This window comes from Pseudomonas synxantha BG33R (assembly GCF_000263715.2).
GTDB classification, from domain to species: domain Bacteria; phylum Pseudomonadota; class Gammaproteobacteria; order Pseudomonadales; family Pseudomonadaceae; genus Aquipseudomonas; species Aquipseudomonas synxantha_A.
Genome location: NZ_CM001514.1, coordinates 3,374,541 through 3,401,191, shown reverse-complemented (window position 1 = coordinate 3,401,191; position 26,651 = coordinate 3,374,541). Strand labels below are relative to the sequence as shown.

Below are 26,651 nucleotides of genomic sequence, written 5' to 3'. Positions count from 1 at the left end.
AGGCTTGGTGGTTGAGGGCACTTTCCAAGGCTGGCAAGTGCCTGCATGACCCATAAAAAATCTGTTGGCAGTCTTGAAAATGGAGAAGTTGACCATGCTTTCGGAATTAGAGTTGCGCAGCATTATTGAAGGAAGTTTCCTGCCCAAACGGTGTGAATGCACCAAGGCCGAAGATGCTTCGCTGACGATCAAAGTCTATGACGAGCGCAACCGTGATCGAGTGGATTTGGAAGTCAAAGGCATCAATGCCGATAAGCTCGACAGCAGCCGAGCCATTTGCAACCTGATCACGGGGTTGCGTGAAGATCTCAAGTACAGCCATGCCCCGGCTCCGCAACGAGCAGGCGGGCGCGGTTATCACTAGCCACTGTAGGAGCGAGCAAGCTCGCTCCTACAACAACGGGTTCGCTCAATTGCGCGAAATGTGCGCGTCCGTCAGTTGGTGACGGTACGGCAGGTCGGGGCCGGTTTTGGTACAGGTCAACGCGGCAGCCCGAATCGCAAAGCCGAGCATGTTATCAATCTGCGCGCGCGTGAGCTGTTGCAGGCCAGTCACTGAATCAAGCTGATGCTCGGTCAGCCAGGCAATCAATGCCGCCTGAAAAGTATCCCCGGCGCCGACCGTGTCGGCCATTACCACCTTGACTGCCGGTGCCGACCAGTTGCCGTGCTCACGGCTGAACACGCTGGCACCGTCGCCGCCGCGGGTGAGGAACACCAGTTGGCAGCGGTGTTGCAGCCAGCCTTGCAGCACACTTTCGGGTGACTGGTCGGGGTAGAGCAGGTGCAGGTCCTCATCGCTAACCTTGATCAGGTCGGCATGTGTGACCAGTTCGGCGACGCGATCACGCCATAGTTGGATGTCCGGCTGCGGGTTAAGGCGCACGTTAGGGTCCAGGCTGATCAGGCGCTTGCCGCTTTCGCGCTTGACCAGCGCCAGAAGGGTGTCGCCAATCGGTTGCACCACCAGTGAGAACGAGCCGATATGCAGCCCGCGCACCTCATCGCCCAGTACCGGCAAATGCGCGACTTCCAGCAACCGATCCGCACAGCCTTCGCCACGGAAGTTGTACTGCGGTGAGCCATTGGCGCCCACAGCGACCATCGACAACGTGGTCGGCGCGGCGAATTCCACCAGGAACTGCTCGCTGACCCCTTCATTTTTCAGCACCTGCAACAAGCGCCGGCCGAGGAAGTCGCTGGACAGGCCGCCGAACAACCCGGCTTCAATCCCCAGACGGCGCAGGCCCACCGCCACATTGAAGGGCGAGCCCCCGGCAATCGCCTTGTAATTGACTTTGGCGGCCTGCCCGCTGGCATCCTCCTCGCTGAAAAAATCAAACAGCGCCTCACCACACACCAAATACATAGTCGTTCGCTCTTAAAGGGATGCCACGTGCTGTTGATAACGCTCATACGCCTGTTGATAGGCGCTGACACTCTCGGTTGCCGGCAAGGTACGGCTGGCCGGGTCGACGCTCACACATTTGTCGCACAGGCTGGCCAAGGGTTCGCCGCTCTGGCACCAGGCGGCCTGGATTGCCGCGCCAAGGGCGGCGGCTTCGCTCTGTTCGGTGCACACCACTTCGGTGTGCATGATATCGGCGACCATCTGCCGCCACACCGGGCTTTTCGAACCGCCGCCGATCAGGCGGATGCTCTGGCTTTGCAGGCCGGTCTGGCGCAGCAGGTCGAGGCCATAGCGCAGGCCGAAGGTGGTGCCCTCGACCACGGTGCGGCACAGGTTGGCACGGGTCAGGTTGGTCATGGTCAGACCGTGCAGGCTGCCGGTGGCGTGGGGCAGGGCAGGCACGCGTTCGCCATTGAGAAACGGCAGCATGCTCACCCCCTCGGCGCCAATCGGGGCTTGCTCGACCAGGGCGTTGAACGCTTGCAAGTCGAGTTCGAACAGCTCGCGGATCACCCCGGTGGCGTTGGTCAGGTTCATGGTGCAGATCAGTGGCAGCCAGCCGCCACTGGACGAGCAAAAGGTCGCTACCGACGCCTGCGGGCTGACGTTGGGCTGGTCGGCAAACGCATACACGGTGCCCGATGAGCCCAGGCTCATGGTGATCACGCCGGGAGCGATATTGCCGGTGCCGATGGCGCCCATCATATTGTCGCCGCCGCCGCTGGACACCACGGCGTTGGGGTTGATCCCCAGGCGCTCGGCAATGGCCGGCAGGATCGTGCCCACCGCCTGGTCGGCTTCGATCAACTGCGGCAGCGCTGCCTCCAGGCGGCCGCTGGGGTCGATGTGCCTGAGCAGCGCCACATCCCAGGTGCGGCTGCGCACGTCAAAGTAACCGGTGCCCGAGGCGTCGCCGTACTCGGCGCAGGCGCGACCGGTGAGCCAGTAGTTGAGGTAGTCGTGGGGCAGCAGGATATGGGCGATGCGTGCAAATACGTCCGGGTGCTGTTCGCGGGTCCAGAGCAGTTTGGAGACGGTGTAGCCCGGCGCGATGGCTACGCCCAGGCGCTCCAGGGAGCCGCTTTCGCCGCCAAGGTGTGCCAGCAGGCGCTCGTTCTCTGGCGCGGTTTCGGTGTCGCACCATAACTTGGCCGGGCGCAGTACTTCACCTTGTTCGTCCAGCAACACCAGGCCGTGCTGCTGGCCGGACACGCCGATGCCAAGGATGTCCTGGCCGTCCACCCCGGCTTGTTGCAGGGCGCGGTGGGTGGCTTCGGTGAAGGCGTCCAGCCATTCCTGGGTGTGTTGCTCGCGGCGGCCGTTGGTGCCGCTGATCAAGGTATGCGCGGCGGCGCCCAGGCCCAGCACCTTGCCGCTGGAGGCGTCGAGGACGATGGCCTTGGTGCCTTGGGTGCCGCAGTCGATTCCGAGGAACAGGTTGTGCTGGGTCATGATGGAGTGCTCAGCAGTATTATTTTTGGATTGGTAACCCGGTCAAGTGTGGGAGGGGGCTTGCTCCCGATGAGGGAGTGTCAGTCAAATACCTTTCTCTGACCTACCGCTATCGGGAGCAAGCCCCCTCCCACAGTTTTAATCCGGTTTCTTCAGGAGTTGCCTCAGGGTTTCGGTGACGCCTTTGTCACGCAAGCTTGCATAACACCGCTCGAACGCTGCCACAAACTCCGCCGACTTGGGAATAGCCACGCCAAAAATCTCCTCTACCCCCAGCAAGCGCTGGCTGATCAGCGCGTCATCCGTCACCAGCGCCTGGCAGAACTCGGCCCGTGGATCGGGGATCTTGTAACGCACGCCATTTTCATCCACCCCCTTCAAATACAAGGCCCAGGCCGCCACCACCAGCGCAGCGCGCTCAGTCTCGCGCCCATCGGCAATCAGGCGATTGATGGTCGGCACGGTGAACTTGGGAAACTTCGACGAACCATCGGAACACACCCGTTCCAACTGGTCGGCAATCGCCTGGTTGGAAAAGCGCTCCACCAGCGTCTGCTTGTACGCCGTCAGGTCGATGCCTGGCACCGGCGCCAGGTTCGGCGTAACGTCCAGGTCCATGTACGCACGCATATACGCCACGAACAGCGGGTCGTTCATGGTCTCGTGGACAAACCGATAACCCTTGAGAAACCCCAGGTAGGTGAGCGCCAGATGGCTGCCGTTGAGCAAGCCGATCTTCATCTCTTCGTAAGGCGTGACGTCATCGGTGAACTGCACGCCGACCTTCTCCCAGGCCGGGCGACCGTTGACGAACTTGTCTTCCAGTACCCACTGCACAAACGGTTCGCACACCACCGGCCAGGCATCGTCGACGCCATGTTCATCATGCAGTTGCAGGCGGTGGGCGGTGCTGGTCATCGGCGTGATGCGGTCGACCATGGCGTTCGGGAAGCTCACGTTGGTTTTGATCCAGTCATGCAGCTCGGCGTTGTGCAGCGCGGCGAAGGCCAGCAGTGCCTTGCGCGTGACGGCGCCGTTGTGCGGCAGGTTATCGCAGGACATGACGGTAAATGCCGCAGTGCCGGCGGCGCGGCGTTGGGTGAGCGCTGCGCAGATAAAACCGAACACGGTTTCAGGGGTCTTGGGGTGCGCCAGGTCATGCTGGATCTGTGGCAGGTGGGCCATGAATTCGCCGTTGCTGTCATCGATGCAGTAGCCGCCCTCGGTAATGGTCAACGAGACGATGCGGATAGTCGGGTCAGCCAGTTTGTCGATCAACGCCTGAGCGCTGTCTTCGGCCAGCAGCATATCGCTGAGGGCGCCGATGACGCGCACTTCGGTGTCGTCGGTATCGCCCAGTTCGTACAGAGTAAACAGGTAATCCTGGCCGGCCAGATCGTCGCGGGCCTTGCGGTCCTCGGCACGCAGGCCCACGCCACAAATGCCCCAGTCCAGGCCTTCGCCGGTATTCATCAGGGCGTCGGTGTAATACGCCTGGTGCGCACGGTGGAAGCCGCCGACGCCGATATGGGCGATGCCCTGGCGGGTGTCGGCAATCGCGTAGGCCGGGGTTTTCACTTCCGGCGCCAGCTGCGTGAGGTTGGCTCTATTCAGTTTCATCGGGAAATACTCGGGATCAGGCGGCAGCGCGCAGTGGGCGGGCCACCGCTACGCCGTCGGTGTCGAACAGATGGCAGTGCGCCGGGTCCAGGTGCAGGTGCAACGTCTCGCCGTACTGGCTGGCCATGTCGCCGCGAATACGCATGGTCAGCGGTTCGCCATTGGCGGTGATGACGTGGCAGAAGGTGTCGCTGCCCAGGCGCTCGCCAACGTCAGCGGTGACGGTCAGGGTGGTTTGCCCTGGCGCGGCGATTTCCAGATGCTCGGGACGAATGCCCAGGGTCACCGCGCTGCCGACGCTCAAGGTCGTGCCGCTCAACGGCAGGCTGATCAGGGTGCCGGCGTCCAATTGCACGTCGCAGTCCTGGCCTTCGACACGTGTGATCTTACCCTTGAGAAAGCCCATCTTCGGCGTGCCGAGAAAGCCGGCCACAAACAGGTTGGCCGGCTGGTGATACAGCTCCAACGGTGAGCCGACCTGCTCGATACGGCCACTGTTGAGCACCACGACTTTGTCGGCCAGGGTCATGGCTTCAACCTGGTCGTGGGTCACGTAGATCATGGTGGCTTGCAGTTCTTTATGCAGGCGCGCCAGTTCCAGGCGCATCTGCACGCGCAGCGCCGCGTCGAGGTTGGACAGCGGCTCGTCGAACAGGAAGATCTTCGGGTTGCGCACAATCGCCCGGCCAATCGCCACACGCTGACGCTGGCCGCCGGACAGTTGCTTGGGCTTGCGCTCCAGCAGCGGGCCCAGTTCCAGGATGCGCGCCGCTTCGCTGACCTTGCTCTCGACCAGCTTCTTGTCGACACCGGCCAGGTCCAGGGCAAACGACATGTTCTTGCGCACGCTCATGTGCGGGTACAGCGCGTAGGTCTGGAACACCATGGCCAGGTCGCGCTTGGCCGGGGTCACTTCGGTGATGTCGCGGCCATCCAGCTCGATGGTGCCTTCCGTGACTTCTTCCAGGCCGGCGATCAGGCGTAGCAGGGTGGATTTGCCGCAGCCCGAGGGGCCGACGAACACCACGAATTCCTTGTCGTTCACTTCCAGGTCGATGCCCTTGATGATCGAGAAACCTTCGAAGCCTTTTTGCAGATTCTTGATTTTCAGGTTGGCCATGATGGGCCTCCTTTTCGAATTATTATTTGACGGCGCCGAAGGACAAACCGCGCACCAGCTGTTTCTGGCTGATCCAGCCAAAGATCAGGATCGGCGCGCAGGCCAGGGTCGAGACGGCGGACAACTTGGCCCAGAACAAACCTTCGGGGCTGGAGTAGGAGGCGATCAGTGCGGTCAACGGCGCAGCGCTCGACGAGGTCAGGTTCAGCGACCAGAACGCCTCGTTCCAGCACAGGATCAGCGACAGCAACACCGTGGAGGCCAGGCCACCCTTGGCGATCGGCAACAGCACGCGGACCATTTCCTGCCACAGGGTGGCGCCGTCCAGGCGGGCGGCTTCGAGGATGTCCTTGGGGATGTCCTTGAAGTAGGTGTACACCATCCACACCACAATCGGCAGGTTGATCAGGGTGTAGATGATGATCAGCGCGATGCGCGTGTCCAACAGGCCAAAGCTCTTGGCCAACAGATAGATCGGCATCAGCACGCCCACCGGTGGCAGCATCTTGGTCGACAGCATCCACAGCAGCGTGCCCTTGGTGCGCTGGGTTTCGTAGAACGCCATGGAGTAGGCGGCCGGCACCGAGATCAGCAGGCACAGGGCGGTGGCGCTGAAGGAAATCACCACCGAGTTCCAGGCGTAGGCGAAGTAGTTGCTGCGTTCGTTGATGTGCAGGTAGTTCTCCAGCGTCGGCGTGAAGATGAACTGCGGCGGGGTGGCGAACGCATCGATTTCAGTCTTGAAGCTGGTCAGCACCATCCAGAAAATTGGGAAGAAAATCAGGATCGCGATGGCCCAGGCCAACGTGCCGAGCAGCAGGCTTTGCAGGCGGCGGGATTGTTGAAGTGTCATGGCGCGGCCCTCAAGGCTTGTCAGTCAGGTTTTTGCCGATCATCCGCACCAGGATGATCGCCGCGATATTGGCGATGACCACGGCAATCAAGCCACCGGCCGAGGCCATGCCCACGTCGAACTGCACCAGCGCCTGGTTGTAGATCAGGTAGGCGAGGTTGGTCGAGGCGTAGCCCGGGCCACCGTTGGTGGTGGTGAAGATTTCGGCGAACACCGAGAGCAGGAAGATGGTTTCGATCATCACCACCACGGCAATCGGGCGGGCCAGGTGGGGCAGGGTCAGGTGCCAGAAAATCGCAATGGCGCCGGCACCGTCCAGGCGTGCGGCTTCCTTTTGTTCCTGGTCCAGGGACTGCATGGCGGTCATCAGCAGCAGGATCGCGAAGGGCAGCCACTGCCACGACACAATGATGATGATCGACAGCAGCGGGTAGTGCGCCAGCCAGTCCACCGGCTCGGCGCCGAAGAACTTCCACACGGCGGCGAGAATCCCCGACACCGGGTGGAAAATCAGGTTCTTCCAGATCAGCGCGCCGACGGTGGGCATGATGAAGAACGGCGAAATCAGCAGCACCCGGACGATGCCGCGCCCCAGGAACTCACTGGCTTCCAGCAGCGCACTGATCAACACGCCGAACACCACGCTGATCAGCAACACACTGCCCACCAGCAACAGGGTATTGGTGGCGCCGGGCAGGAAACCCGAATCGGTAATGAAGTAGCTGAAGTTTTCCAGCCCCACGAATTGGTTTTCGCCGGGGTAGAGCAGGTTGTAGCGGATCAGCGAAAAGTACAGGGTCATGCCCAGCGGCACGATCATCCACAGCAGCAACAAGGCCACCGAGGGGCTGACAAGGAACCAGCCGGGGTTGGCCAGGCGGTTTTTGGCGGGTGTATTCATGGTGATCAGAACCAGTCAGATGCCTACAGAATCTGCGTCGGAGCGCGGTCACTGTGGGAGCTGGCTTGCCTGCGATGGCACCGCCTCGGTGCTACTGATATACCGAGTCGTTTGCATCGCAGGCAAGCCAGCTCCCACAAAAGCCCTGCTCCCACACTTAGCGGTGGTGAAGCTGGGTTACTTGGGGTAACCAGCCCGCTTCATTTCCCGCTCGGTGGTAGTCTGCGCGGCGGTCAAGGCGGCATCCACCGTTTGCTGACCGGTCAACGCACCGGAGAAGAACTTGCCGACCTGGGTACCAATCGCCTGGAACTCCGGAATGGTCACCAGTTGGATACCGATATACGGCACGGGCTTCTCGGTCGGCTTGGTCGGGTCGGCCACTTTCAGTGATTCCAGGGTCACCTTGGCGAACGGCGCGGCCTTCATGTACTCGTCGCTGTAGGTGGATTGGCGCGTACCTGGCGGCACATTGGCGATGCCGTCGGTCTTGGCCACAAGCTGGCCGTATTCCTTGGAAGTGGCCCAACTGGTGAACACCTTGGCTGCGTCCTTGGCCTTGGAACTGGTAGGGATCGCCAGGCTCCAGGAGTAAAGCCACGAGGTGCCCTTGTCGGTCTTCTCGTGGGGCGCAAAAGTGAAGCCGACATGCTCGGCGACCTTGCTCTGGCTCTTGTCGGTAACAAACGAGCCCGCCACGCTGGCATCCACCCAGATCGCACACTTGCCGCTGTTGAACAGCGCCAGGTTCTCGTTGAAACCGTTGCTGGACGCACCCGGCGGGCCGGATTTCTTCATGTTGTCGACGTAGAAGTTCAGCGCGTCCTTCCACTCGGGGCCATTGAATTGCGGTTGCCACTTCTCATCGAACCAGCGCGCACCGAAGCCGTTGGCCAGGGTGGTGATCAGCGCCATGTTCTCACCCCAACCGGCTTTGCCGCGCAGGCACAGGCCGTATTGCTCTTTGGATTTATCAGTAAGTTTGGCCGCGTACTCGCCGATCTGGCTCCAGGTCGGGTGCTCGGGCATGGTCAGCCCGGCGTCCTTGAACAGGTCGGTGCGGTAATAGGTGATCGAGCTTTCGGCGTAGAACGGCAGGGCGTACAGCGAACCCTTGACGGACAAACCATCACGTACCGAAGGGAACACATCATCAAGGTCGTAGGAGGCCGGCAGGTCCTTCATCGGTTCCAGCCAACCCTTGGCGCCCCACAGTGCGGCTTCGTACATGCCGATGGTCAGCACGTCGAACTGCCCGCCCTGGGTGGCGATGTCGGTGGTGAGGCGTTGGCGCAGCACGTTTTCTTCAAGCACCACCCAGTTCAACTTGATCTCCGGGTGCTCGGCCTCGAAGGTTTTCGAGAGCTTTTGCATACGGATCATGTCGCTGTTGTTGACGGTGGCAATGGTCAGGGTTTGCGCGCCAAGGCTGACGGCGCTGAGGGTCATGCATGCAGTCATGCAGGAACAGGCAAGCAGAGCTTTTGCTGTGAACTTCATCGCGCACTCCATTTCCGCGCCCAGGGGGCTACAGAAGGACGGTTATTGTTGTTGTGTCTTCCTGCAACGAGTCAGGAAGAGTGTGCATTGATTACAGCCTTGAATCGGGGGTTGTGACAAATCCTTGGGCGCACGCTCACTGATACTTTTTTGCACTCGATGATCGTCCCCGTGACGCGTGGGGACGATCAATGCCGTGCTTAACGCTCGATATCAGCCAGTGCTCGCTCAGCCAGCAAGCGAGATACCTCGATCAACTGGGCAATACCCAGGGCGCCTTCGCGCCGCGAGCCGTCGAGATCAAAGGCGAAATCGCAGGTGAGGGCGTGGGCAGAGGCTAGGGATTCGCTGAGGTTGACCAGTAGGTCATGCGTGGAGATGCCGTCTTTTACGGTGAACAGCACACTGGGTGCTGGATCGATTGGGGGATTTGGGGTGGGTTTGATCATGGTGAAACTCCTGATTTAAGTGGAGCTACCACTGATCGCCGCGACGCGATTGGGTGGTAGCTGTACGCAGGTTCGCGGACCGGAATCAGGAAACCGGCATACCCAAAGGTATCCCGCGCACAGCCACCATAAGGGCGCACAGTAGACGATAAAAAGACGTCAACTGAAAGCGGAAATGGCACTCTGCGTCTGATTAAACCGGGCCGCGACGCCCGACCGCTGAGTGTGCAGCGGTGTACGGAGACTAGAGATTGAGTGTCCTAGGGACAACCTCAAAACCTTGTAAGACGTTTCTGTTTCCCGACGCCTGCCGAACGATCAACCTCAAGCCAAATTCTGCTCAGTCAACCGCTGCACCGCCAACCGTCGATAGTGGGACGGCGTCATCCCCTTAAGCTGCTGAAAACGCCGATTGAAGTTGGAGATATTGTTGAATCCCGACTCAAAGCACACATCCGTCACGGCCTTGTCGCCATCGGCCAGCAACTCGCAGGACTTGCTGATGCGCAGCCGATTGACGAATTCAATAAAAGTCCGCCCGGTGGCCTGCTTGAATACACGGGAAAAATACGTCGGTTTCATCCCCAGGTACTCCGCGACTTCCTCCAGCGGCAGCTCGCGGGCGTAGTGGGCAAAGATGTAGTCCACCGCGCGGTTGGTGCGGTCGATGCTGTGTTCATCGGCTTGCTGCGGGGTGGTCACGCCGGACAGCAGCTGGTAGTCCTCACAGGCGCTCAACACCTCCAGCAGGATAAAGAAGTGCCCCAGTCGCGCCATGCCGTGGGCGTCTTCGATGTGCTGCATGAGGGTCATGGCGTGGGCGATGGTCTTTTTGCAGCGGAATTCGATGCCGTACTGGGCGCGTTCGAGCAGCGGCGCCAGGCGTTTGAGTTCGGTGAAGATATGGCTGCCGTGTTCGAACAACTCGTCAGTGAAGTTCACCAGCATGTCGCGCTTGGGGACCACTTCGCCGTCTTCCACCTGGCTGATCCAGTTGTGGGGCAGGTTGGGGCCGGTGATGAACAGGCTTTGCGGGTAGAAGTTGCCGATGTAGTCACCGATAAACACCTTGCCGGAGCTGGCGACGATCAGGTGCAGCTCGTATTCCTTGTGAAAGTGCCAGCGCACCAGCGGGCAGGGGAAGCCGTGTTGGCGATAGATGATGGACAGACCATTGTGATCGTCCATCAACTCGTAGGAAGGGTCGGTGATGCGCGTTGCTCGGGTCATGCTGCCGTCGCTTTATTGTGGTCGCTGCGTAGGATAATGCCCCGTCGCGCACGACCTCGCCAGCAGCAGTGTTTACAGGTTGCGGTTTTTCGCCTCGATCCACTGGGACATGTACTGGGTACTCTTGTGCGCGTGATGGCGCAGCATGCTGCCGGTGAAGTTGTCCCGGCGATGGGCGGCAAGGTTGCGGCGGCATTGCTCCAGGCACGCCACCAGGGCCGGCCCATGCAGAGCCTGGTCATAGCGCCGGGCCAGCAGTTGGCGCCCGTGTTCCTGGGCCTGGGTCCAGCGCTCGTGGTCCTGGTAGAGGGCCACGGCAGCGGCGGCCAGGGCCGGGGCGTCGTGTTCGATCACGCCGGGCCAGGGTTGATCATCGCCCATGGCCTCGGCGCCGATCGGGGTGGTGACATTGGGGGTGCCGCAGAGCATGGCGTCGATCAACTTGCCCTTGATGCCCGCACCAAAGCGCAACGGTGCCAGGCAGATGCGTGCGGCGGTCATGACTTGCAGCGCGTCTTCGGCCCAGTTCATCACATGAAAACCCTGTGCCGGGTTGTGCAGGGCGGTGGCCTTGGGTGGGGTGTAGGCGCCATAGATATGCAGCTGCGCGCCCGGCAACTGTTGGCGAATCAGCGGCCATAGGCTGTGCTTCATCCACAGCACCGCATCCCAGTTGGGCGCGTGGCGGAAGTTGCCGATGCTGAGAAAGTGCGCACGGTCTTCAAACGGCGCAAACGCGGCGGTAGGCGGTTGCAACATCAGCGGGCACCAGTGGAGCAGGGCGGCGGGCACCTTGAACTGCTCGGTGAGCAGGCGGATTTCCACGTCGGAGATCATCAGGCTGATGTCACAGCGGTAAATCGCGGCGATTTCGCGCTTGGCCAGGTCGGTATCGGCCATGCGCTGGAACTCGTCCTGAAGCGCCGGCGCGAACAGGGCGCTGAAGTCGTCGCTGTCGGGGTTGGCTTTCACCTGCTCCTTGAAACGCTGGTGGCGGGCGTCGCGCAGGCTTTGCAGGTCGGAGGTTTCCAGCACGCGCAGGGCCTCGGGGCAGCATTGCTCCACGCGCCAGCCGAATTGCTCCTCCATCATGAAGCGGTCGAACAGTACGATATCCGGGGCCAGTTCGCGGATAAAGTCATCGAAACTGCTGTTATTCAGTTCAATGGCACATTCGGCGATGCCAAGTGCCGGCAAGTCGGCCTTGTGTTCGCCGATGGTCGCCGGGCTGCTGAAGGTAATGTCCCAACCTTGCGTAAGAAAACTCTCAAGGATTTGCATCATATGCCCGCCCGCGGCCGAGGAGCGGGGCTCTGGCCAGACGTAACCAATGACCAGGACTTTGGTGGCAGGCTGATTCATCGACGAAGGTTTCCTTGAAGGGCAGGCGAAAAGCGCGCAATTAAACCACAACCTGGCGACATGACAATTTGTGTCTGGCGGTAGGTAGCATCGGCACTTTGTGGTTAACTTCGGCCTCTCGAATTCGTTTAACCAAAAACCAGCATAAGGATTCCGTTCATGGCTCAAGTCACCCTTAAAGGCAACCCGGTCAAGGTTGAAGGCGAACTGCCGAAAGTCGGCGCCAAAGCCGCAGACTTCACCCTGACCGCCGGCGACCTGTCCAACGCCACCCTGGCCACCTTTGCCGGCAAGCGCAAAGTGCTGAACATCTTCCCAAGCGTTGATACCCCGACCTGCGCCACTTCCGTGCGCAAGTTCAATGCCCAGGCCAACGATGTGGCCAACACCGTGGTGCTGTGCATCTCCACCGACCTGCCATTCGCCCAGGCGCGTTTCTGCGGCTCCGAAGGCCTGGAAAACGTGAAGAACCTCTCGGACTTCCGTGATTCGGATTTCGCCGTTGATTACGGTGTGGCGATTGCCGACGGCCCGCTCAAAGGCCTGACCGCTCGCGCCGTCGTGGTACTGGACGAAAACGACAACGTGCTGCACAGCGAGTTGGTCAAGGAAATCGCTGAAGAGCCAAACTACGATGCGGCCCTGGCTGTATTGAAGTAACTGTTTCTGCGCGTAACTGTCGTTTGGCAGTAACACGTATGATGCATGATTGCGGCCTGGCCTAGTCCAGGCCGTTTTTATTTGAGTGTCAGCGGTTTAGCGAAATAGCTGGCGGACTAAGATCAGACGTTAAAAGTTGTAAGCCCAAGGTAAATAGCCGGTAAAGGTGCTTTTCTAAACGCCCCCCAGTGCTTATCTTTCAGCCTCCCGAAGAAGAAGCTCTCATCCCCAATGGTTGATCACTCCATGCAATCCTCCTCCCGCAACTCCCGCCGCTGGCTGTTTGGCCTGCTTGTGCTGCTGGTTATCGCCGGCCTGTGCTGGAAATTCTGGCCCGGCGGCGCGGCTCACAAGGACGCTCCTGCGGGGCACACCGGCAAGACCGGCATGGCGCGCCCGGGCTTCGGCGGTTCCACCGGTCCGGTGCCGGTGCGCGTGGCGCCGGTGGTGCAGGGGGAGTTTGCGGTGTACTACAAGGCGCTGGGCACGGTCACCGCGCTCAACACCATTAATGTGCGCAGCCGGGTGGGCGGTGAGCTGGTGAAGATCGCCTTTGAAGAAGGCCAGATGGTCAAGGCCGGCGACCTGCTGGCAGAAATCGACCCGCGCAGCTACCAGAACGCCTTGCTCCAGGCCCAGGGCACATTGCTGCAGAACCAGGCGCAGTTGAAAAACGCCCAGGTCGATGTGGAGCGTTATCGCGGCCTGTACGCCCAGGACAGTATCGCCAAGCAGACCCTGGACACCGCCGAAGCGCTGGTCCTGCAATACCAGGGCACGGTCAAGACCAACCAGGGCGCGGTAGACGATGCCAAGCTCAACCTTGAATTCACCAGGATCCGTGCGCCGATCAGCGGCCGCGTTGGCCTGCGCCAGCTTGATGTCGGCAACCTGGTCGCAGCCAATGACACCACCGCCCTGGCGGTCATCACCCAGACGCAGCCGATCAGCGTGGCGTTCACCCTGCCGGAAAACACCCTGGAAACCGTACTTGCCCGTTACCACGCCGGCAACAAACTGCCCGTGGAAGCCTGGGACCGCAGCGACGTGAAAAAACAGGCGGTCGGCGTGCTGCAGAGCCTGGACAACCAGATCGACGTCACCACTGGCACTTTGAAGTTCAAGGCGCGCTTCGATAACAAGGACCAGGCGCTGTTCCCCAACCAGTTCGTCAATGTGCACTTGCTTGCCGACACCTTGCATAACGTGGTGTTGGCGCCGTCGGCGGCGATCCAGTTCGGCAACACCGGTACCTTTGTCTACAAGCTCGACGGTGACAACAAGGTCAAGGTCCAGCCCCTGGTGCTGGGTGACACCGACGGTGAGAACACCGTGGTCAAGGAGGGCCTGGTCGCTGGCGATCGTGTGGTGCTGGAAGGCACTGACCGCCTAAAGGACGGCAGCGAAATCGAAGTGGTCAACGAAAGCAAGGAAGTGCCGACCACGCCGACCGAACACCTGCAAGGCAAGCCCGCGGCAAAAGGGGAGACCGGCGCTGACGCCGGCAAGGCGCAAAAGGTCGGTTCATGAACCTGTCACGCCTGTTTATCCTGCGCCCGGTCGCCACCACGCTGAGTATGCTGGCGATTGTATTGGCCGGGATCATTTCGTACCGCTTGTTGCCGGTGTCGGCCTTGCCCCAGGTGGACTACCCGACGATCCGGGTGATGACCCTGTACCCCGGCGCCAGCCCAGACGTGATGACCAGTGCGGTCACTGCGCCGCTGGAGCGTCAGTTCGGGCAGATGCCCGGGCTGACCCAGATGGCGTCCACCAGCTCGGGCGGTGCGTCGGTGCTGACCCTGCGTTTCAACCTCGACATCAATATGGACGTTGCCGAGCAGCAGGTGCAGGCCGCGATCAACGCCGCCACCAACCTGTTGCCCAAGGATTTGCCGGCGCCGCCGGTGTACAACAAGGTCAACCCCGCGGATACCCCGGTGCTGACCCTCGCGATCACCTCCAAAACCATGCTGTTGCCCAAGCTCAATGACCTGGTCGATACGCGCATGGCGCAGAAAATCGCCCAGATCAGCGGCGTCGGCATGGTCAGCATCGCCGGTGGCCAGCGCCAGGCCGTGCGCATCAAGGTCAACCCGCAAGCCCTGGCGGCCAATGGTTTGAACCTGTCGGACGTGCGTGCGCTGATCGCCGCCTCCAACGTCAACCAGCCCAAGGGCAACTTCGACGGCCCCACCCGCGTGTCGATGCTCGATGCCAACGACCAGTTGGTCTCACCCCAGCAATATGCCGAGCTGATCCTGGCCTACAACAATGGCGCACCGTTGCGCCTCAAGGATGTGGCGCAGATCGTCGACGGCGCCGAAAACGAACGCCTCGCGGCCTGGGCCAACGAAAACCAGGCGGTACTGCTCAACATCCAGCGCCAGCCGGGCGCCAACGTGATCGAGGTAGTCGACCGTATCAAGGCGCTGCTGCCGAGCATCACCGACAACCTGCCGGCCGGCCTGGACGTGACGGTGCTTACCGACCGTACCCAGACCATCCGCGCCTCGGTGAAAGACGTACAACACGAGCTTCTGATTGCCATCGCCCTGGTGGTGATGGTGACGTTCCTGTTCCTGCGTCGGGTCAGCGCCACGATCATTCCGTCCATTGCCGTGCCGCTGTCTCTGGTGGGTACCTTTGGCGTGATGTACCTGGCGGGTTTCTCCATCAATAACCTGACGCTGATGGCCCTGACCATCGCCACGGGGTTTGTGGTGGACGACGCCATCGTGATGCTGGAGAACATCTCGCGCTATATCGAGGAAGGCGAGACGCCGATGGCCGCCGCGCTCAAGGGCGCCAAGCAGATCGGTTTCACCCTGATATCCCTGACCTTCTCGCTGATTGCGGTACTGATCCCGCTGCTGTTCATGGCTGACGTGGTCGGGCGGCTGTTCCGCGAGTTCGCCATCACCCTGGCGGTGGCGATCCTGATTTCGCTGGTTGTGTCCCTGACCCTGACGCCGATGATGTGCGCGCGCTTGCTCAAGCGCGAACCGAAGGAAGAAGAGCAGGGACGTTTCTACAAGGCCAGCGGCGCCTGGATCGATTGGCTGATCCAGGCCTATGGCCGCAAGTTGCAGTGGGTGCTCAAGCACCAGCCGCTGACCCTGCTGGTGGCCATCGCTACCCTGGGGCTTACGGTGGTGCTGTACCTGGTGGTGCCCAAGGGCTTTTTTCCGGTGCAGGACACCGGGGTGATCCAGGGCATTTCCGAAGCGCCGCAGTCGATTTCCTTTGCGGCGATGAGCCAGCGTCAGCAGGAGCTGGCGAAGATCATCCTTGCTGATCCCGCGGTCCAGAGCCTGTCGTCCTACATCGGTGTGGACGGCGATAACGCCACCCTCAACAGTGGCCGCTTGCTGATCAACCTCAAGGCCCACGGCCAGCGCGACTTGAGCGCAGCCGAGGTGATCACCCGCTTGCAACCGCAAATCGACAAGCTGGTGGGCATCCGCCTGTTCATGCAGCCGGTGCAGGACCTCACCATCGAGGACCGCGTCAGCCGTACCCAGTACCAGTTCAGCATGTCGTCGCCGGACGCCGAGTTGCTGGCACTGTGGAGTGGCAAGCTGGTGCACGCCCTCAGTCAACAGCCGGAACTCACCGACGTTGCCAGCGACTTGCAGGACAAAGGCTTGCAGGTGTACCTGGTGATCGACCGCGACGCGGCCTCGCGCCTGGGTGTGAGTGTTTCGACCATTACCGACGCGTTGTATGACGCCTTTGGCCAACGGCAGATCTCTACCATCTATACCCAGGCCAGCCAATATCGCGTGGTGCTGCAGGCCCAGTCCGGCGAAACCCTCGGCCCGGCCGCGCTCAACCAGATCCATGTGAAGACCACCGACGGCGGCCAGGTGCGGCTGTCGAGCCTGGCCCATGTCGAGCAGCGCCAGGCGCAGTTGGCAATTGCCCATATCGGCCAGTTCCCGGCGGTGATGATGTCGTTCAACCTGGCCCCCGGCGTCGCCCTGGGCAAGGGTGTGGAGCTGATCAACCAGACCCAGAAGGACATTGGCATGCCGGTGGGCGTGCAAACCCAGTTCCAGGGTGCCGCCCAGGCGTTCGAGGCGTCGCTGTCGAGCACCTTGCTGCTGATCCTGGCGGCGGTGGTTACCATGTACATCGTGCTCGGCGTGCTCTACGAGAGCTATATCCACCCGATCACCATCCTTTCGACCCTGCCGTCGGCGGCGGTGGGGGCCTTGCTGGCCCTGCTGCTCAGTGGCAATGACCTGGGCATGATCGCGATCATCGGCATCATCCTGCTGATCGGTATCGTGAAAAAGAACGCGATCATGATGATCGACTTCGCCCTCGACGCCGAGCGTAATCAGGGCCTGGACCCACAGACGGCGATTTACCAGGCGGCGCTGTTGCGCTTCCGGCCGATCCTGATGACTACCCTGGCCGCGTTGTTCGGTGCGGTACCGCTGATGCTTGCCAGCGGTTCCGGCGCGGAGTTGCGCCAACCGCTGGGTTTGGTGATGGTCGGTGGCTTGCTGGTGAGCCAGGTGTTGACGCTGTTCACCACGCCGGTGATCTACCTGTACTTCGATCGCCTTGGCAGGCGCTGGCGCAAAGAGCCGCAACGCCTGGAGCCGGTTGAGCCATGAACTTGTCCGGACCTTTCATTCGCCGGCCGGTAGCAACCATGCTGCTGAGCCTGGCGATCATGCTGCTCGGTGGCGTCAGCTTCAACCTGTTGCCGGTGTCGCCGCTGCCGCAGATCGACTTTCCGGTGATCGTGGTGTCGGCCAGCTTGCCCGGCGCCAGCCCCGAGGTGATGGCGTCCAGCGTGGCGACGCCACTGGAGCGTTCATTCGGTTCGATTGCCGGCATCACCACCATGAGCAGTTCTTCGAGCCAGGGCTCGACTCGGGTGATCCTGGCCTTTGATTCCGACCGCGATATCAACGGTGCGGCGCGGGAAGTGCAGGCGGCCATCAACGCTTCGCGCAACCTGTTGCCCAGCGGTATGCGCAGCATGCCCACCTACAAGAAGATCAACCCGTCCCAGGCGCCGATCATGGTGTTGTCGCTGACCTCCGACGTGCTGCAGAAGGGCCAGCTGTATGACCTGGCGTCGACAATCTTGTCCCAGAGCCTGTCCCAGGTGCCAGGCGTGGGCGAAGTGCAGATCGGCGGCAGTTCCCTGCCGGCGGTGCGCATCGAGCTGGAGCCCAAGGCCCTCGACCAATACGGCGTGGCCCTGGACGATGTGCGCAATACTATCGCCAATGCCAACCAGCGCCGGCCCAAGGGCTCCCTGGAAGACGCTGAGCGCAATTGGCAGATCCAGGCCAACGACCAGCTGGAAAAAGCCAAGGACTACGCGCCGCTATTGATCCGCTACCAGGACGGTGCGGCCCTGCGCCTGGGCGATGTGGCGAAGATCACCGATGGTGTGGAAGACCGCTACAACAGTGGCTTCTTCAATAATGATTCGGCAGTGCTGCTGGTGATCAACCGTCAGTCCGGCGCCAACATCATTGAAACGGTCAGGCAGATCAAGGCCCAGTTGCCGGCATTGCAGGCGGTGCTGCCGTCCAGCGTCAAGCTCAGCCTGGCCATGGACCGCTCGCCAGTGATCACTGCCACCCTGCATGAAGCGGAAATGACCCTGCTGATTGCCGTGGGCCTGGTGATTCTGGTGGTGTACCTGTTCCTGGGTAACTTCCGTGCTTCGCTGATCCCGACCCTGGCGGTGCCGGTGTCGCTGGTGGGCACCTTCGCGGTGATGTACCTGTACGGGTTTTCGCTGAACAACTTTTCGTTGATGGCGCTGATTTTGGCCACCGGGTTGGTGGTGGACGATGCCATCGTGGTGCTGGAGAACATTTCCCGGCACATCGACGAGGGTGTGCCGCCGATGAAGGCGGCGTACCTGGGTGCCGAAGAAGTCGGCTTTACCTTGTTGTCGATGAACGTGTCGCTGGTGGCGGTGTTCCTGTCGATCCTGTTCATGGGCGGGATTGTCACCAACCTGTTTCGCGAGTTTTCCATCACCTTGTCGGCGGCGATCATCGTCTCGCTGATTGTCTCGCTGACCTTGACGCCGATGCTCTGCGCCCGCTGGCTCAAGCCTCATGACAAGACCCGGCAGACCGGTTTGCAGCGCTGGAGCCAGAAGGTCAACGACCGCATGGTCGCCGGCTACGCCACCAGCCTGGACTGGGTATTGCGCCACCGGCGCCTGACCCTGCTCAGCCTGTTGATCACCGTGGGCGTGAATATCGCACTGTATGTGGTGGTGCCAAAAACCTTCATGCCTCAGCAGGACACCGGCCAATTGATCGGGTTTGTGCGCGGTGACGATGGCCTGTCGTTCAGCGTGATGCAGCCGAAGATGGAAGTCTTTCGCCAGGCGGTGCTCAAGGACCCGGCGGTGCTCAGCGTGGCCGGCTTTATCGGTGGCAACCAAGGCACTAACAACGCAGTGATGCTGGTGCGCCTCAAACCCATCAGTGAACGCAAGATCTCTGCCCAGGCGGTGATCGAGCGTCTGCGCAAAGAGGTGCCGTTGGTACCGGGCGGGCGCCTGTTCCTGATGGCCGACCAGGACCTGCAGTTCGGCGGCAGCCGCGACCAGACCAGCGCGCAATATTCCTACATCCTGCAAAGCGGCGACCTGGCCGCGTTGCGCCTGTGGTACCCGAAAGTGGTCGCGGCGATGCGTGAGTTGCCCGAGCTGACTGCCATCGACGCTCGCGAAGGCCGGGGCGCGGCGCAGGTCACGCTGATCGTCGATCGGGACCAGGCCAAGCGTCTGGGCATCGACATGGACATGGTCACGTCGGTACTCAACAACGCCTACAGCCAGCGGCAGATTTCCACCATCTACGACAGCCTCAACCAGTATCAGGTGGTGATGGAGGTCAACCCCAAGTATGCCCAGGACCCGATCACCCTGAACCAGGTGCAGGTGATTACTGCCGATGGTGCGCGGGTGCCGTTGTCGACCATTGCCCATTACGAGAACAGCCTGGCCGACGATCGCGTCAGCCATGAAGGCCAGTTCGCTTCAGAAAACATCGCCTTCGATATGGCGCCCGGGGTGACGGTAGAGCAGGGCACCGCGGCCATCGAACGAGCGATTGCCAAGGTCGGCCTGCCTGAAGATGTGATCGCCAAGATGGCCGGCACCGCCGACGCCTTTGCGGCCACGCAGAAGGGCCAGCCGTTCATGATTCTCGGTGCGCTGGTGGCGGTGTACCTGGTGCTGGGCATTCTGTATGAAAGCTATATCCACCCGCTGACCATTCTGTCGACCCTGCCGTCGGCGGGTGTTGGCGCGTTGCTGGCGATCTACCTGCTGGGCGGCGAGTTCAGTCTGATTTCGTTGCTGGGCTTGTTCCTGCTGATCGGTGTGGTGAAGAAAAACGCGATCCTGATGATCGACCTGGCGCTGCAACTGGAGCGCAACGACGGCATGAGCCCGCTGGAGTCGATCCGCAGCGCCTGTCTGCTACGCCTGCGACCCATTTTGATGACCACCCTGGCCGCCATCCTCGGCGCCTTGCCGTTGCTGCTCGGCACCGGCGATGGCGCGGAAATGCGCCATCCGTTGGGCCTGACCATTATTGGCGGCCTGGTCTTCAGCCAGATCCTGACCCTTTACACCACCCCGGTGGTCTACCTCTATCTCGACCGCGCGCGCCACCGCTTCAATGCCTGGCGCGGCGTGCGTACCGATGCTGCCCTGGACACTGCGCTATGACCGATTCAACCAAATTATTGTGGCGAGGGAGCAAGCTCTCTCGCCACAACAACACAATGAAGTTATTGGCCGTGATGATGTGTGGGGTGTTGCTCAGCGCCTGCGCCATTGGCCCTGACTACAAGCGCCCGGAGGTCATCGAACCGGTGCAGTTCAAAGAAGCCCAGGGCTGGCGCCAGGCCAACCCCAGCGATTCCCTGGCCCGTGGCGCCTGGTGGGAGCTGTATGGCGACCGCCAACTCAATGAGCTGGTAGAGCGCCTCAACACGTCCAACCAGACCGTTGCCCAGGCCGAAGCGCGCTTTCGCCAGGCCAAGGCGCTGGTGCGCAGTTCCCGCGGGGCGTTTTACCCCAGCGTCGATCTGAGCGTGGGTAAAACCCGCGCCAGCCAGGGTACCGGCAGCAGCAGCGCCAGCCTCAGCAGTTCCAGCAGTGGTATCCGCGACACCCTCAATGCGCAGTTGGGCGTGAGCTGGGAAGCCGATATCTGGGGCAAGTTGCGCCGTGGACTAGAGGCCAATGAAGCCAGCGCCGAGGCCAGCTCGGCAGATCTGGCCGCGATGCGCCTGAGCCAACAGTCAGAACTGGTGCAAAGCTACCTGCAACTGCGGGTCATGGACGAACAGACGCGCCTGCTGCAAGCCACGCTGGACACTTACCAGCGCTCGTTGAAAATGACCGAAAACCAATACCGCGCCGGGGTGGCCGGCAAGGATGCCATCGCCCAGGCGCAAACCCAGCTCAAGACCACCCAGGCCAGCCTGATCGACCTGATCTGGCAGCGCGCCCAACTGGAAAACGCCATTGCCGTGCTGATTGGCGAAGCCCCGGCCAACTTCAACCTGGCGGTGAGCAAAGACATTCCAGCGCTGCCGCAAATACCGGTGAGCCTGCCGTCCCAGTTGCTGGAACGTCGCCCCGATATTGCCTCGGCCGAACGCTCGGTGATCGCCGCCAACGCCAACATCGGCGTGGCCAAGGCGGCCTATTACCCGGATCTCAGCCTGAGCTTGCAGGGCGGCTATTCCAGCAGCACCTATGAGGACTGGATCAGCCTGCCGAACCGCTTCTGGTCGGTGGGGCCGAAACTGGCCATGACCCTGTTCGATGGCGGCCAGCGCTCGGCGGAAGTCGATCGCACCGTGGCCAGCTATGACGAGACCGTGGCCAAGTACCGCCAGACCGTACTGGATGGGTTCCGTGAAGTGGAAAACTACATGGTGCAACTCAAGGTGCTGGCGGACGAGGCTGTGGTCAGCAATGAAGCGCTGGAATCGGCGCGTGAGTCGTTGCGCTTGACCGAGAACCAGTACAAGGCGGGTTTGATCGCTTACCTGGATGTGGTGACTGTGCAGGCGACGGCCCTGAGCAACGAGCGCACAGTGTTGACCTTGTTGCAGTCGCGGCTGGTGGCGAGTGTGCAGTTGATTGCGGCGTTGGGCGGTGGCTGGGATGGCCAGACGTCTCTTGCCGAGAAGGAGTGAGCGAATACCTGCGCATCCTGTAGGAGCGAGCTTGCTCGCGAAGAACACACCGACACCGCGTTTCCCCGGTTTCGCACGTCATCGTTGACGATCTTCGCAAGCAAGCTCGCTCCTACAGTGGAGAGGCCCCCTCCCACAGGTATTGAAAAATACCCGCATTAAGCCAGCAGATTGACGCCAAAAAATGACTAATGGCTATCTGCTTAATTAATCACCTGCCCCAGAATCATTCTCGCTACAATCGCCCGCTTTGCCACTCGGCACGGGCTTTTACGCCCTGTAGCCTGCGAGAAGTCCCATGTTGATCGGTAGCTATTCAACCTCCCTGGTCGTTATTTCCCTGTGCGTTGCAATGCTGGCGTCCTACACCGCGTTGGACCTGGCCGGGCGTATCGCTACGACGAAGGGGCGTGCCGTTTATCTATGGATTACCGGCGGCGCAGCGGCCATGGGGGTGGGTATCTGGTCCATGCACTTTATCGGCATGTTGGCGCTGCGCCTGCCGTTTGCCATTGGGTTTGACCTGGGCATCACCGCGTTGTCGTTGCTGATCGCCGTGTTATCCAGTGGCTTCGCCTTATGGCTGGTCAGCCAGCCACGTCTGCCGGCCTGGCAACTGGCGTTCGGTGCGCTGGTGATGGGTGCCGGTATCGCCAGCATGCACTACACCGGCATGGCAGCGATGCGCATGACCCCGGGTATCGACTACGACCCGACCTTGTTCGGCGCTTCGTTGTTGATCGCGGTAATGGCCTCCGGCGCCGCACTGTGGATCGCCTTCAACCTGCGTCGCAATACGCCTTACGTGCGCCTGGCGCGGGGTGCGGCGGCGGTGGTGATGGGCGTGGCCATTGTCGGCATGCACTACACCGGGATGGCCGCGGCGCAGTTTGCCGATGACAGTTTCTGCGGTGCCGCGCTAACGGGCTTGAGCGGCAAGGGCCTGGATAACCTGGTCTTGGTGACCTCCCTGGCGGTGTTGGTCATAGCGTTGTTGACCTCCTTGCTGGATGCCCGCCTGGAGGCGCGCACCGCTGTACTCGCCGATTCCTTGACCCTGGCCAACCAGGAACTGACCCACCTGGCACTGCACGACATGCTCACCGGCTTGCCCAATCGCACACTGCTGGCGGATCGCATTCAACAAGGCATTCAGGCGGTGTACGAGCAGGGCGGTTGCTTTGCGCTGATGTTTATCGACCTGGACGGCTTCAAGCCGGTCAACGATGCCTTCGGTCATCACATGGGCGATCAACTGCTGCGCGAGGTTGGCCTACGTCTGCGCGAGGACTTGCGCAGCCAGGACACCCTGGCCCGTATTGGCGGTGACGAGTTCGTGTTGCTGGTGCAATTGACCCAGCCGGACGATGCCATGGGCCTGGCCGAGCGTCAGGTCGGTCTGATCAATCGCGCTTTCACGGTGGCCGAGCATGAGCTGAAAATCTCCGCGAGTATCGGTATCGCCATGTTCCCGGGCAACGGTAATAACCCCCAGGAGCTGTTGATGAACGCCGACGCGGCGATGTATCACGCCAAGGGCATGGGCAAGAACGGCTACAGCTTCTTCGATGCGTCAATGAACACCAATGCGCGCAAGCAACTGCAATTGTTGCAGGACCTGCGCAATGCCCTCGAACACGGCGAGTTTCGCTTGTATTACCAGCCCAAGTTCGATGCGGTGAGCGGTATTGCCGTGGGGGCCGAGGCGTTGTTGCGCTGGGAGCATCCGCAACAAGGCTTGCTGCTGCCGGCAGCTTTTATCGCGCTGGCGGAGAAAACCGGGCTGATCATTGCCATCGGTGAATGGGTACTCGACGAAGCCTGCCGCCAGATGAGCCTGTGGTACGCACAGGGTTATCAGCGCTGGCGCATCGCCGTGAATCTTTCGGCGCTGCAGTTCTGTCATGCCGGGTTGGTCAACAGTGTTGCGGCTGCTCTGGAGCGCCACCAATTACCCGCCAACAGCCTCACGCTGGAGATCACCGAGACCACTGCCATGAGCGATGCCGATGCGAGCATGACGGTATTGCAGCAGCTCTCGGACATGGGCGTGGACCTGTCCATCGATGACTTTGGCACCGGTTACTCCAGCCTGATGTACCTCAAGCGCCTGCCGGCCAACGAGTTGAAGATCGACCGCGGCTTTGTACGCGACCTGGAGCACGACAGCGACGACGCCGCCATCGTCTCGGCCATCGTCGCCCTCGGCCAGGCCCTGGACTTGCGGATCGTTGCCGAAGGCGTGGAAACCGATGCGCAGCAAAATTTCCTTACCCGCCTGGGGTGTGATTCCTTGCAAGGCTATTTGTTGGGGCATCCATTGCCGGCCGACAGTTTCATGGCAAACATCCTCGCCGGCGAAGATGCGCCAGCGCCTGACAAAAGCCATCAGTGACGGGTATTCTTGGATCCAACCCTAACCATCAGGTTGAATCAGGAGACCGTAGCCATGGACAAAGTTGTCATCATCACCGGAGGCAGCCGTGGGATTGGCGCCGAGACGGCCTTGCTGGCCGCTCGCGAAGGTTATCGCATCTGCATTAACTATCAGTCGGACGAGAAGGCTGCCCAGGCTGTGCTTGAACAAGTGCGCGGCCTCGGCGCCCAGGCCATTGCGGTGCGCGCTGATGTCAGCATCGAAGATGAAGTGATAGCGCTGTTCAATCGCGTGGATGCCGAATTGGGGCGTGTCACGGCGCTGGTCAATAACGCCGGTACTGTGGGGCAAAAGTCGCGGGTCGACGAGATGTCCGAGTTTCGTATCCTGAAGATCATGAAGACCAACGTGCTGGGCCCGATCCTGTGCGCCAAGCACGCGGTGCTGCGTATGTCGCCTCGGCATGGCGGGCAGGGTGGCAGTATCGTCAACGTGTCGTCGGTGGCGGCGCGGCTGGGGTCGCCAGGTGAGTATGTGGACTACGCAGCGTCCAAGGGCGCGCTGGATACCTTCACCCTCGGTCTGTCCAAAGAGGTCGCGGGTGAAGGCATTCGAGTCAACGCGGTACGCCCTGGTTATATCTTTACCGATTTCCACGCCCTGAGCGGCGACCCGGACCGCGTCAGCAAGTTGGAGTCCGGTATCCCCATGGCGCGTGGCGGGCGTCCGGATGAAGTGGCTGAGGCGATAATCTGGTTGCTGTCGGACAAGGCTTCATACGCCACCGGCACATTCCTCGACTTGGGCGGCGGTCGTTAAAAAGACCGCACAATCCGTCCCAATGTCTCCATGGCTTTTTCCGAGGCCTCGTTCCATGGGCTGCCATAGTTCAAGCGTATGCAGTTTCTGAAGCGCTGGGTCGCTGAAAAAATCGGCCCCGGTGCGATGCTGATGCCCTGGGCCAGGGCCATCTGGAACAATTTCAGCGAGTCGGTTTGCTCCGGCAATTCCAACCACAGAAAATAACCGCCCGCCGGCTGGCTGACCCGTGTCTGGGCCGGGAAGTAGCGGGCGATGGCCGCCAGCATGGCGCTTTGCTGTTCTTCCAGGGCATAGCGCAATTTGCGCAGATGCCGGTCATAACCGCCGTGTTGCAGGTAGTCGGCGATCGCCGCCTGGGCCGGCATCGACGGGCACAGCGAGGTCATCAGTTTCAGGCGCTCGACCTTCTGCGCAAAGCGCCCGGCCGCGACCCAGCCGACGCGGTAGCCCGGTGCCAGGCTCTTGGCAAAGGAACCGCAGTGCATCACCAGCCCTTCGGTATCAAACGCCTTGGCCGGTTTTGGCGCGTGTTGCCCGTAGTACAACTCGGCATAGACATCATCTTCGATCAACGGCACCTGATGGCTGCGCAACAGCTCTACCAGCGCCTGTTTTTTGGCTTCGGGCAGGGTGGCGCCCATGGGGTTCTGGAAGCTGGTCATGGTCCAGCAGGCCTTGATTGGGTAGCGCTCAAGACTTTGTGCCAAGGCGTTCAGGTCAATGCCATCGCGCGGGTGCACCGGGATTTCCACGGCCTTGAGTTTCAGGCGCTCCAGCACTTGCAGGCAGGCGTAGAACGCCGGTGCCTCGATGGCAACCAGGTCGCCCGGTTCAGTCACGGCTTGCAGGCACAGGTTCAGCGCTTCCAGGGCACCGTTGGTGATCAGCAGCTCCTCCATGGGCAGCATCAGGCCGCCGACCATGTAGCGCAGGGCAATCTGCCGGCGCAGTTGCGGGTTGCCCGGCGACATGTCGGTGACCACCAGGCGCGGGTCCATTTCGCGGCTGGCGCTGGCCAGGGAGCGGGCCAGGCGCGGCAACGGGAACAGCATCGGGCTGGGGAAGGCCGAGCCGAAGGGCACTGTATTAGGGTCTTTGATGGAATCGAGTACCGAAAACACCAATTCACTGACGTCCACATGGGTGGACTCATGCACCTGCTCGCTCACCACTGGCTCGGAAAACGGGCTCGGTGCATGGGTGTTGACGAAGTAGCCCGAACGCGGCCGCGCGCGAATCAGGCCACGGCGTTCCAGCAAGTAGTACGCTTGGAACACGGTAGACGGGCTGACGCCGTAGGTCTGGCTGGCATAGCGCACCGACGGTACGCGCTGACCTGGGCCAAGGACGCCGGAGCGGATCAGTTCTGCGATGTCATCGGCGAATTTTTCGTAGCGTTTCATGGCAGCCTTAAACAGTTTTCAGTCTGTACGCCGGGTAAGTGTGTGTGGGAGCTTGCCCACGATTAGCATAGGTATCTACACATTTTTGGTTCGGCGCTGTACCTGTGGCGAGGGAGCTTGCTCCCGTGACGACCAGTCAGCCAGCGCATATCTATCTGATGCTCCGAGATCCAAATGTGGGAGCGGGCTTGCTCGCGAAGGCGGCCAGGCAGCCGACCCAGTTATACCGAGTACATATCCATTGCTGCGGTAACGGCCACTTAGGGTTCCGCCCT

Annotated in this window: 19 protein-coding genes; 8 read left to right on the top strand and 11 right to left on the bottom strand. The window is 61.2% G+C overall.

The window, feature by feature from the left end:
- Nucleotides 1–94: 94 nt before the first annotated feature.
- Entirely contained in the window at nt 95–364 is a 270-nt protein-coding gene (locus PSEBG33_RS12490; RefSeq protein WP_005788590.1) for a DUF1652 domain-containing protein, read from the top strand.
- 45 nt (nt 365–409) lie between these two features.
- On the opposite strand, the gene PSEBG33_RS12495 is transcribed toward PSEBG33_RS12490, so the two are convergent.
- The 10 genes from PSEBG33_RS12495 to PSEBG33_RS12540 form a co-directional block, all read right to left on the bottom strand.
- Complete coding sequence (locus PSEBG33_RS12495; RefSeq protein WP_005788588.1) at nt 410–1,369, bottom strand: carbohydrate kinase family protein; 960 nt, start codon at nt 1,367–1,369, stop codon at nt 410–412.
- Nucleotides 1,370–1,381: 12 nt separating this feature from the next.
- Nucleotides 1,382–2,863 carry a xylulokinase gene (xylB, locus tag PSEBG33_RS12500; RefSeq protein ID WP_005788587.1) on the bottom strand — a complete coding sequence of 494 codons (1,482 nt, stop codon included), beginning with the start codon at nt 2,861–2,863 and terminating at the stop codon, nt 1,382–1,384.
- Between the two features lie 138 nt (nt 2,864–3,001).
- Entirely contained in the window at nt 3,002–4,483 is a 1,482-nt protein-coding gene (locus PSEBG33_RS12505; RefSeq protein WP_005788586.1) for a mannitol dehydrogenase family protein, read from the bottom strand.
- A gap of 16 nt (nt 4,484–4,499) precedes the next feature.
- Nucleotides 4,500–5,603 (bottom strand): ABC transporter ATP-binding protein, encoded by a 1,104-nt coding sequence (locus PSEBG33_RS12510; protein WP_005788584.1) that lies wholly within the window; start codon nt 5,601–5,603, stop codon nt 4,500–4,502.
- 22 nt (nt 5,604–5,625) lie between these two features.
- The gene (locus tag PSEBG33_RS12515) at nt 5,626–6,456 is read right to left on the bottom strand and encodes a carbohydrate ABC transporter permease (protein WP_005788583.1); all 831 of its coding nucleotides are present in this window, start codon (nt 6,454–6,456) and stop codon (nt 5,626–5,628) included.
- A 10-nt stretch (nt 6,457–6,466) separates the two neighbouring features.
- Complete coding sequence (locus tag PSEBG33_RS12520; protein WP_005788581.1) at nt 6,467–7,357, bottom strand: carbohydrate ABC transporter permease; 891 nt, start codon at nt 7,355–7,357, stop codon at nt 6,467–6,469.
- A gap of 177 nt (nt 7,358–7,534) precedes the next feature.
- Entirely contained in the window at nt 7,535–8,857 is a 1,323-nt protein-coding gene (locus tag PSEBG33_RS12525) for an ABC transporter substrate-binding protein (protein ID WP_005788580.1), read from the bottom strand.
- A gap of 200 nt (nt 8,858–9,057) precedes the next feature.
- Nucleotides 9,058–9,306: a DUF6124 family protein gene (locus tag PSEBG33_RS12530; RefSeq protein WP_005788579.1), complete on the bottom strand. Its 249-nt coding sequence runs from the start codon at nt 9,304–9,306 to the stop codon at nt 9,058–9,060.
- A 324-nt stretch (nt 9,307–9,630) separates the two neighbouring features.
- On the bottom strand, nt 9,631–10,536 hold the full coding sequence (locus PSEBG33_RS12535) for an AraC family transcriptional regulator (RefSeq protein ID WP_005788577.1): 906 nt from the start codon (nt 10,534–10,536) through the stop codon (nt 9,631–9,633).
- Nucleotides 10,537–10,608: 72 nt separating this feature from the next.
- Nucleotides 10,609–11,898: a glycosyltransferase gene (locus PSEBG33_RS12540; RefSeq protein WP_005788576.1), complete on the bottom strand. Its 1,290-nt coding sequence runs from the start codon at nt 11,896–11,898 to the stop codon at nt 10,609–10,611.
- 159 nt (nt 11,899–12,057) lie between these two features.
- Between PSEBG33_RS12540 and tpx the strand changes: the two genes are divergently transcribed.
- From tpx to PSEBG33_RS12575, 7 genes are all read left to right on the top strand, one after another.
- Entirely contained in the window at nt 12,058–12,558 is a 501-nt protein-coding gene (gene tpx, locus PSEBG33_RS12545) for a thiol peroxidase (protein ID WP_005788574.1), read from the top strand.
- Between the two features lie 231 nt (nt 12,559–12,789).
- Complete coding sequence (locus PSEBG33_RS12550) at nt 12,790–14,088, top strand: MdtA/MuxA family multidrug efflux RND transporter periplasmic adaptor subunit (RefSeq protein WP_005788572.1); 1,299 nt, start codon at nt 12,790–12,792, stop codon at nt 14,086–14,088.
- Nucleotides 14,085–17,186: an MdtB/MuxB family multidrug efflux RND transporter permease subunit gene (locus PSEBG33_RS12555; RefSeq protein ID WP_005788571.1), complete on the top strand. Its 3,102-nt coding sequence runs from the start codon at nt 14,085–14,087 to the stop codon at nt 17,184–17,186. The genes PSEBG33_RS12550 and PSEBG33_RS12555 overlap by 4 nt, the downstream gene beginning before the upstream one ends.
- Complete coding sequence (locus tag PSEBG33_RS12560) at nt 17,183–20,290, top strand: efflux RND transporter permease subunit (RefSeq protein WP_005788569.1); 3,108 nt, start codon at nt 17,183–17,185, stop codon at nt 20,288–20,290. The genes PSEBG33_RS12555 and PSEBG33_RS12560 overlap by 4 nt, the downstream gene beginning before the upstream one ends.
- A 56-nt stretch (nt 20,291–20,346) precedes the next feature.
- Entirely contained in the window at nt 20,347–21,774 is a 1,428-nt protein-coding gene (locus PSEBG33_RS12565; protein WP_228309817.1) for an efflux transporter outer membrane subunit, read from the top strand.
- A 298-nt stretch (nt 21,775–22,072) separates the two neighbouring features.
- Nucleotides 22,073–24,169 (top strand): putative bifunctional diguanylate cyclase/phosphodiesterase, encoded by a 2,097-nt coding sequence (locus PSEBG33_RS12570; RefSeq protein WP_005788566.1) that lies wholly within the window; start codon nt 22,073–22,075, stop codon nt 24,167–24,169.
- A gap of 54 nt (nt 24,170–24,223) precedes the next feature.
- On the top strand, nt 24,224–24,970 hold the full coding sequence (locus PSEBG33_RS12575; protein WP_005788564.1) for an SDR family oxidoreductase: 747 nt from the start codon (nt 24,224–24,226) through the stop codon (nt 24,968–24,970).
- Here the strand turns inward: PSEBG33_RS12575 and mapR are convergent.
- Nucleotides 24,967–26,376: a GntR family transcriptional regulator MpaR gene (gene mapR, locus PSEBG33_RS12580; RefSeq protein ID WP_005788562.1), complete on the bottom strand. Its 1,410-nt coding sequence runs from the start codon at nt 26,374–26,376 to the stop codon at nt 24,967–24,969. The genes PSEBG33_RS12575 and mapR overlap by 4 nt on opposite strands.
- Between the last annotated feature and the right edge of the window lie 275 nt (nt 26,377–26,651).

Bases quoted from the DNA above. Each gene is read 5' to 3' on its own strand.
- PSEBG33_RS12490 (WP_005788590.1), top strand. From the start codon at position 95: ATGCTTTCGGAATTAGAGTTGCGCAGCATTATTGAAGGAAGTTTCCTG.
- PSEBG33_RS12495 (WP_005788588.1), bottom strand. From the start codon at position 1,369: ATGTATTTGGTGTGTGGTGAGGCGCTGTTTGATTTTTTCAGCGAGGAG.
- xylB (WP_005788587.1), bottom strand. From the start codon at position 2,863: ATGACCCAGCACAACCTGTTCCTCGGAATCGACTGCGGCACCCAAGGC.
- PSEBG33_RS12505 (WP_005788586.1), bottom strand. From the start codon at position 4,483: ATGAAACTGAATAGAGCCAACCTCACGCAGCTGGCGCCGGAAGTGAAA.
- PSEBG33_RS12510 (WP_005788584.1), bottom strand. From the start codon at position 5,603: ATGGCCAACCTGAAAATCAAGAATCTGCAAAAAGGCTTCGAAGGTTTC.
- PSEBG33_RS12515 (WP_005788583.1), bottom strand. From the start codon at position 6,456: ATGACACTTCAACAATCCCGCCGCCTGCAAAGCCTGCTGCTCGGCACG.
- PSEBG33_RS12520 (WP_005788581.1), bottom strand. From the start codon at position 7,357: ATGAATACACCCGCCAAAAACCGCCTGGCCAACCCCGGCTGGTTCCTT.
- PSEBG33_RS12525 (WP_005788580.1), bottom strand. From the start codon at position 8,857: ATGAAGTTCACAGCAAAAGCTCTGCTTGCCTGTTCCTGCATGACTGCA.
- PSEBG33_RS12530 (WP_005788579.1), bottom strand. From the start codon at position 9,306: ATGATCAAACCCACCCCAAATCCCCCAATCGATCCAGCACCCAGTGTG.
- PSEBG33_RS12535 (WP_005788577.1), bottom strand. From the start codon at position 10,536: ATGACCCGAGCAACGCGCATCACCGACCCTTCCTACGAGTTGATGGAC.
- PSEBG33_RS12540 (WP_005788576.1), bottom strand. From the start codon at position 11,898: ATGAATCAGCCTGCCACCAAAGTCCTGGTCATTGGTTACGTCTGGCCA.
- tpx (WP_005788574.1), top strand. From the start codon at position 12,058: ATGGCTCAAGTCACCCTTAAAGGCAACCCGGTCAAGGTTGAAGGCGAA.
- PSEBG33_RS12550 (WP_005788572.1), top strand. From the start codon at position 12,790: ATGGTTGATCACTCCATGCAATCCTCCTCCCGCAACTCCCGCCGCTGG.
- PSEBG33_RS12555 (WP_005788571.1), top strand. From the start codon at position 14,085: ATGAACCTGTCACGCCTGTTTATCCTGCGCCCGGTCGCCACCACGCTG.
- PSEBG33_RS12560 (WP_005788569.1), top strand. From the start codon at position 17,183: ATGAACTTGTCCGGACCTTTCATTCGCCGGCCGGTAGCAACCATGCTG.
- PSEBG33_RS12565 (WP_228309817.1), top strand. From the start codon at position 20,347: ATGAAGTTATTGGCCGTGATGATGTGTGGGGTGTTGCTCAGCGCCTGC.
- PSEBG33_RS12570 (WP_005788566.1), top strand. From the start codon at position 22,073: ATGTTGATCGGTAGCTATTCAACCTCCCTGGTCGTTATTTCCCTGTGC.
- PSEBG33_RS12575 (WP_005788564.1), top strand. From the start codon at position 24,224: ATGGACAAAGTTGTCATCATCACCGGAGGCAGCCGTGGGATTGGCGCC.
- mapR (WP_005788562.1), bottom strand. From the start codon at position 26,376: ATGAAACGCTACGAAAAATTCGCCGATGACATCGCAGAACTGATCCGC.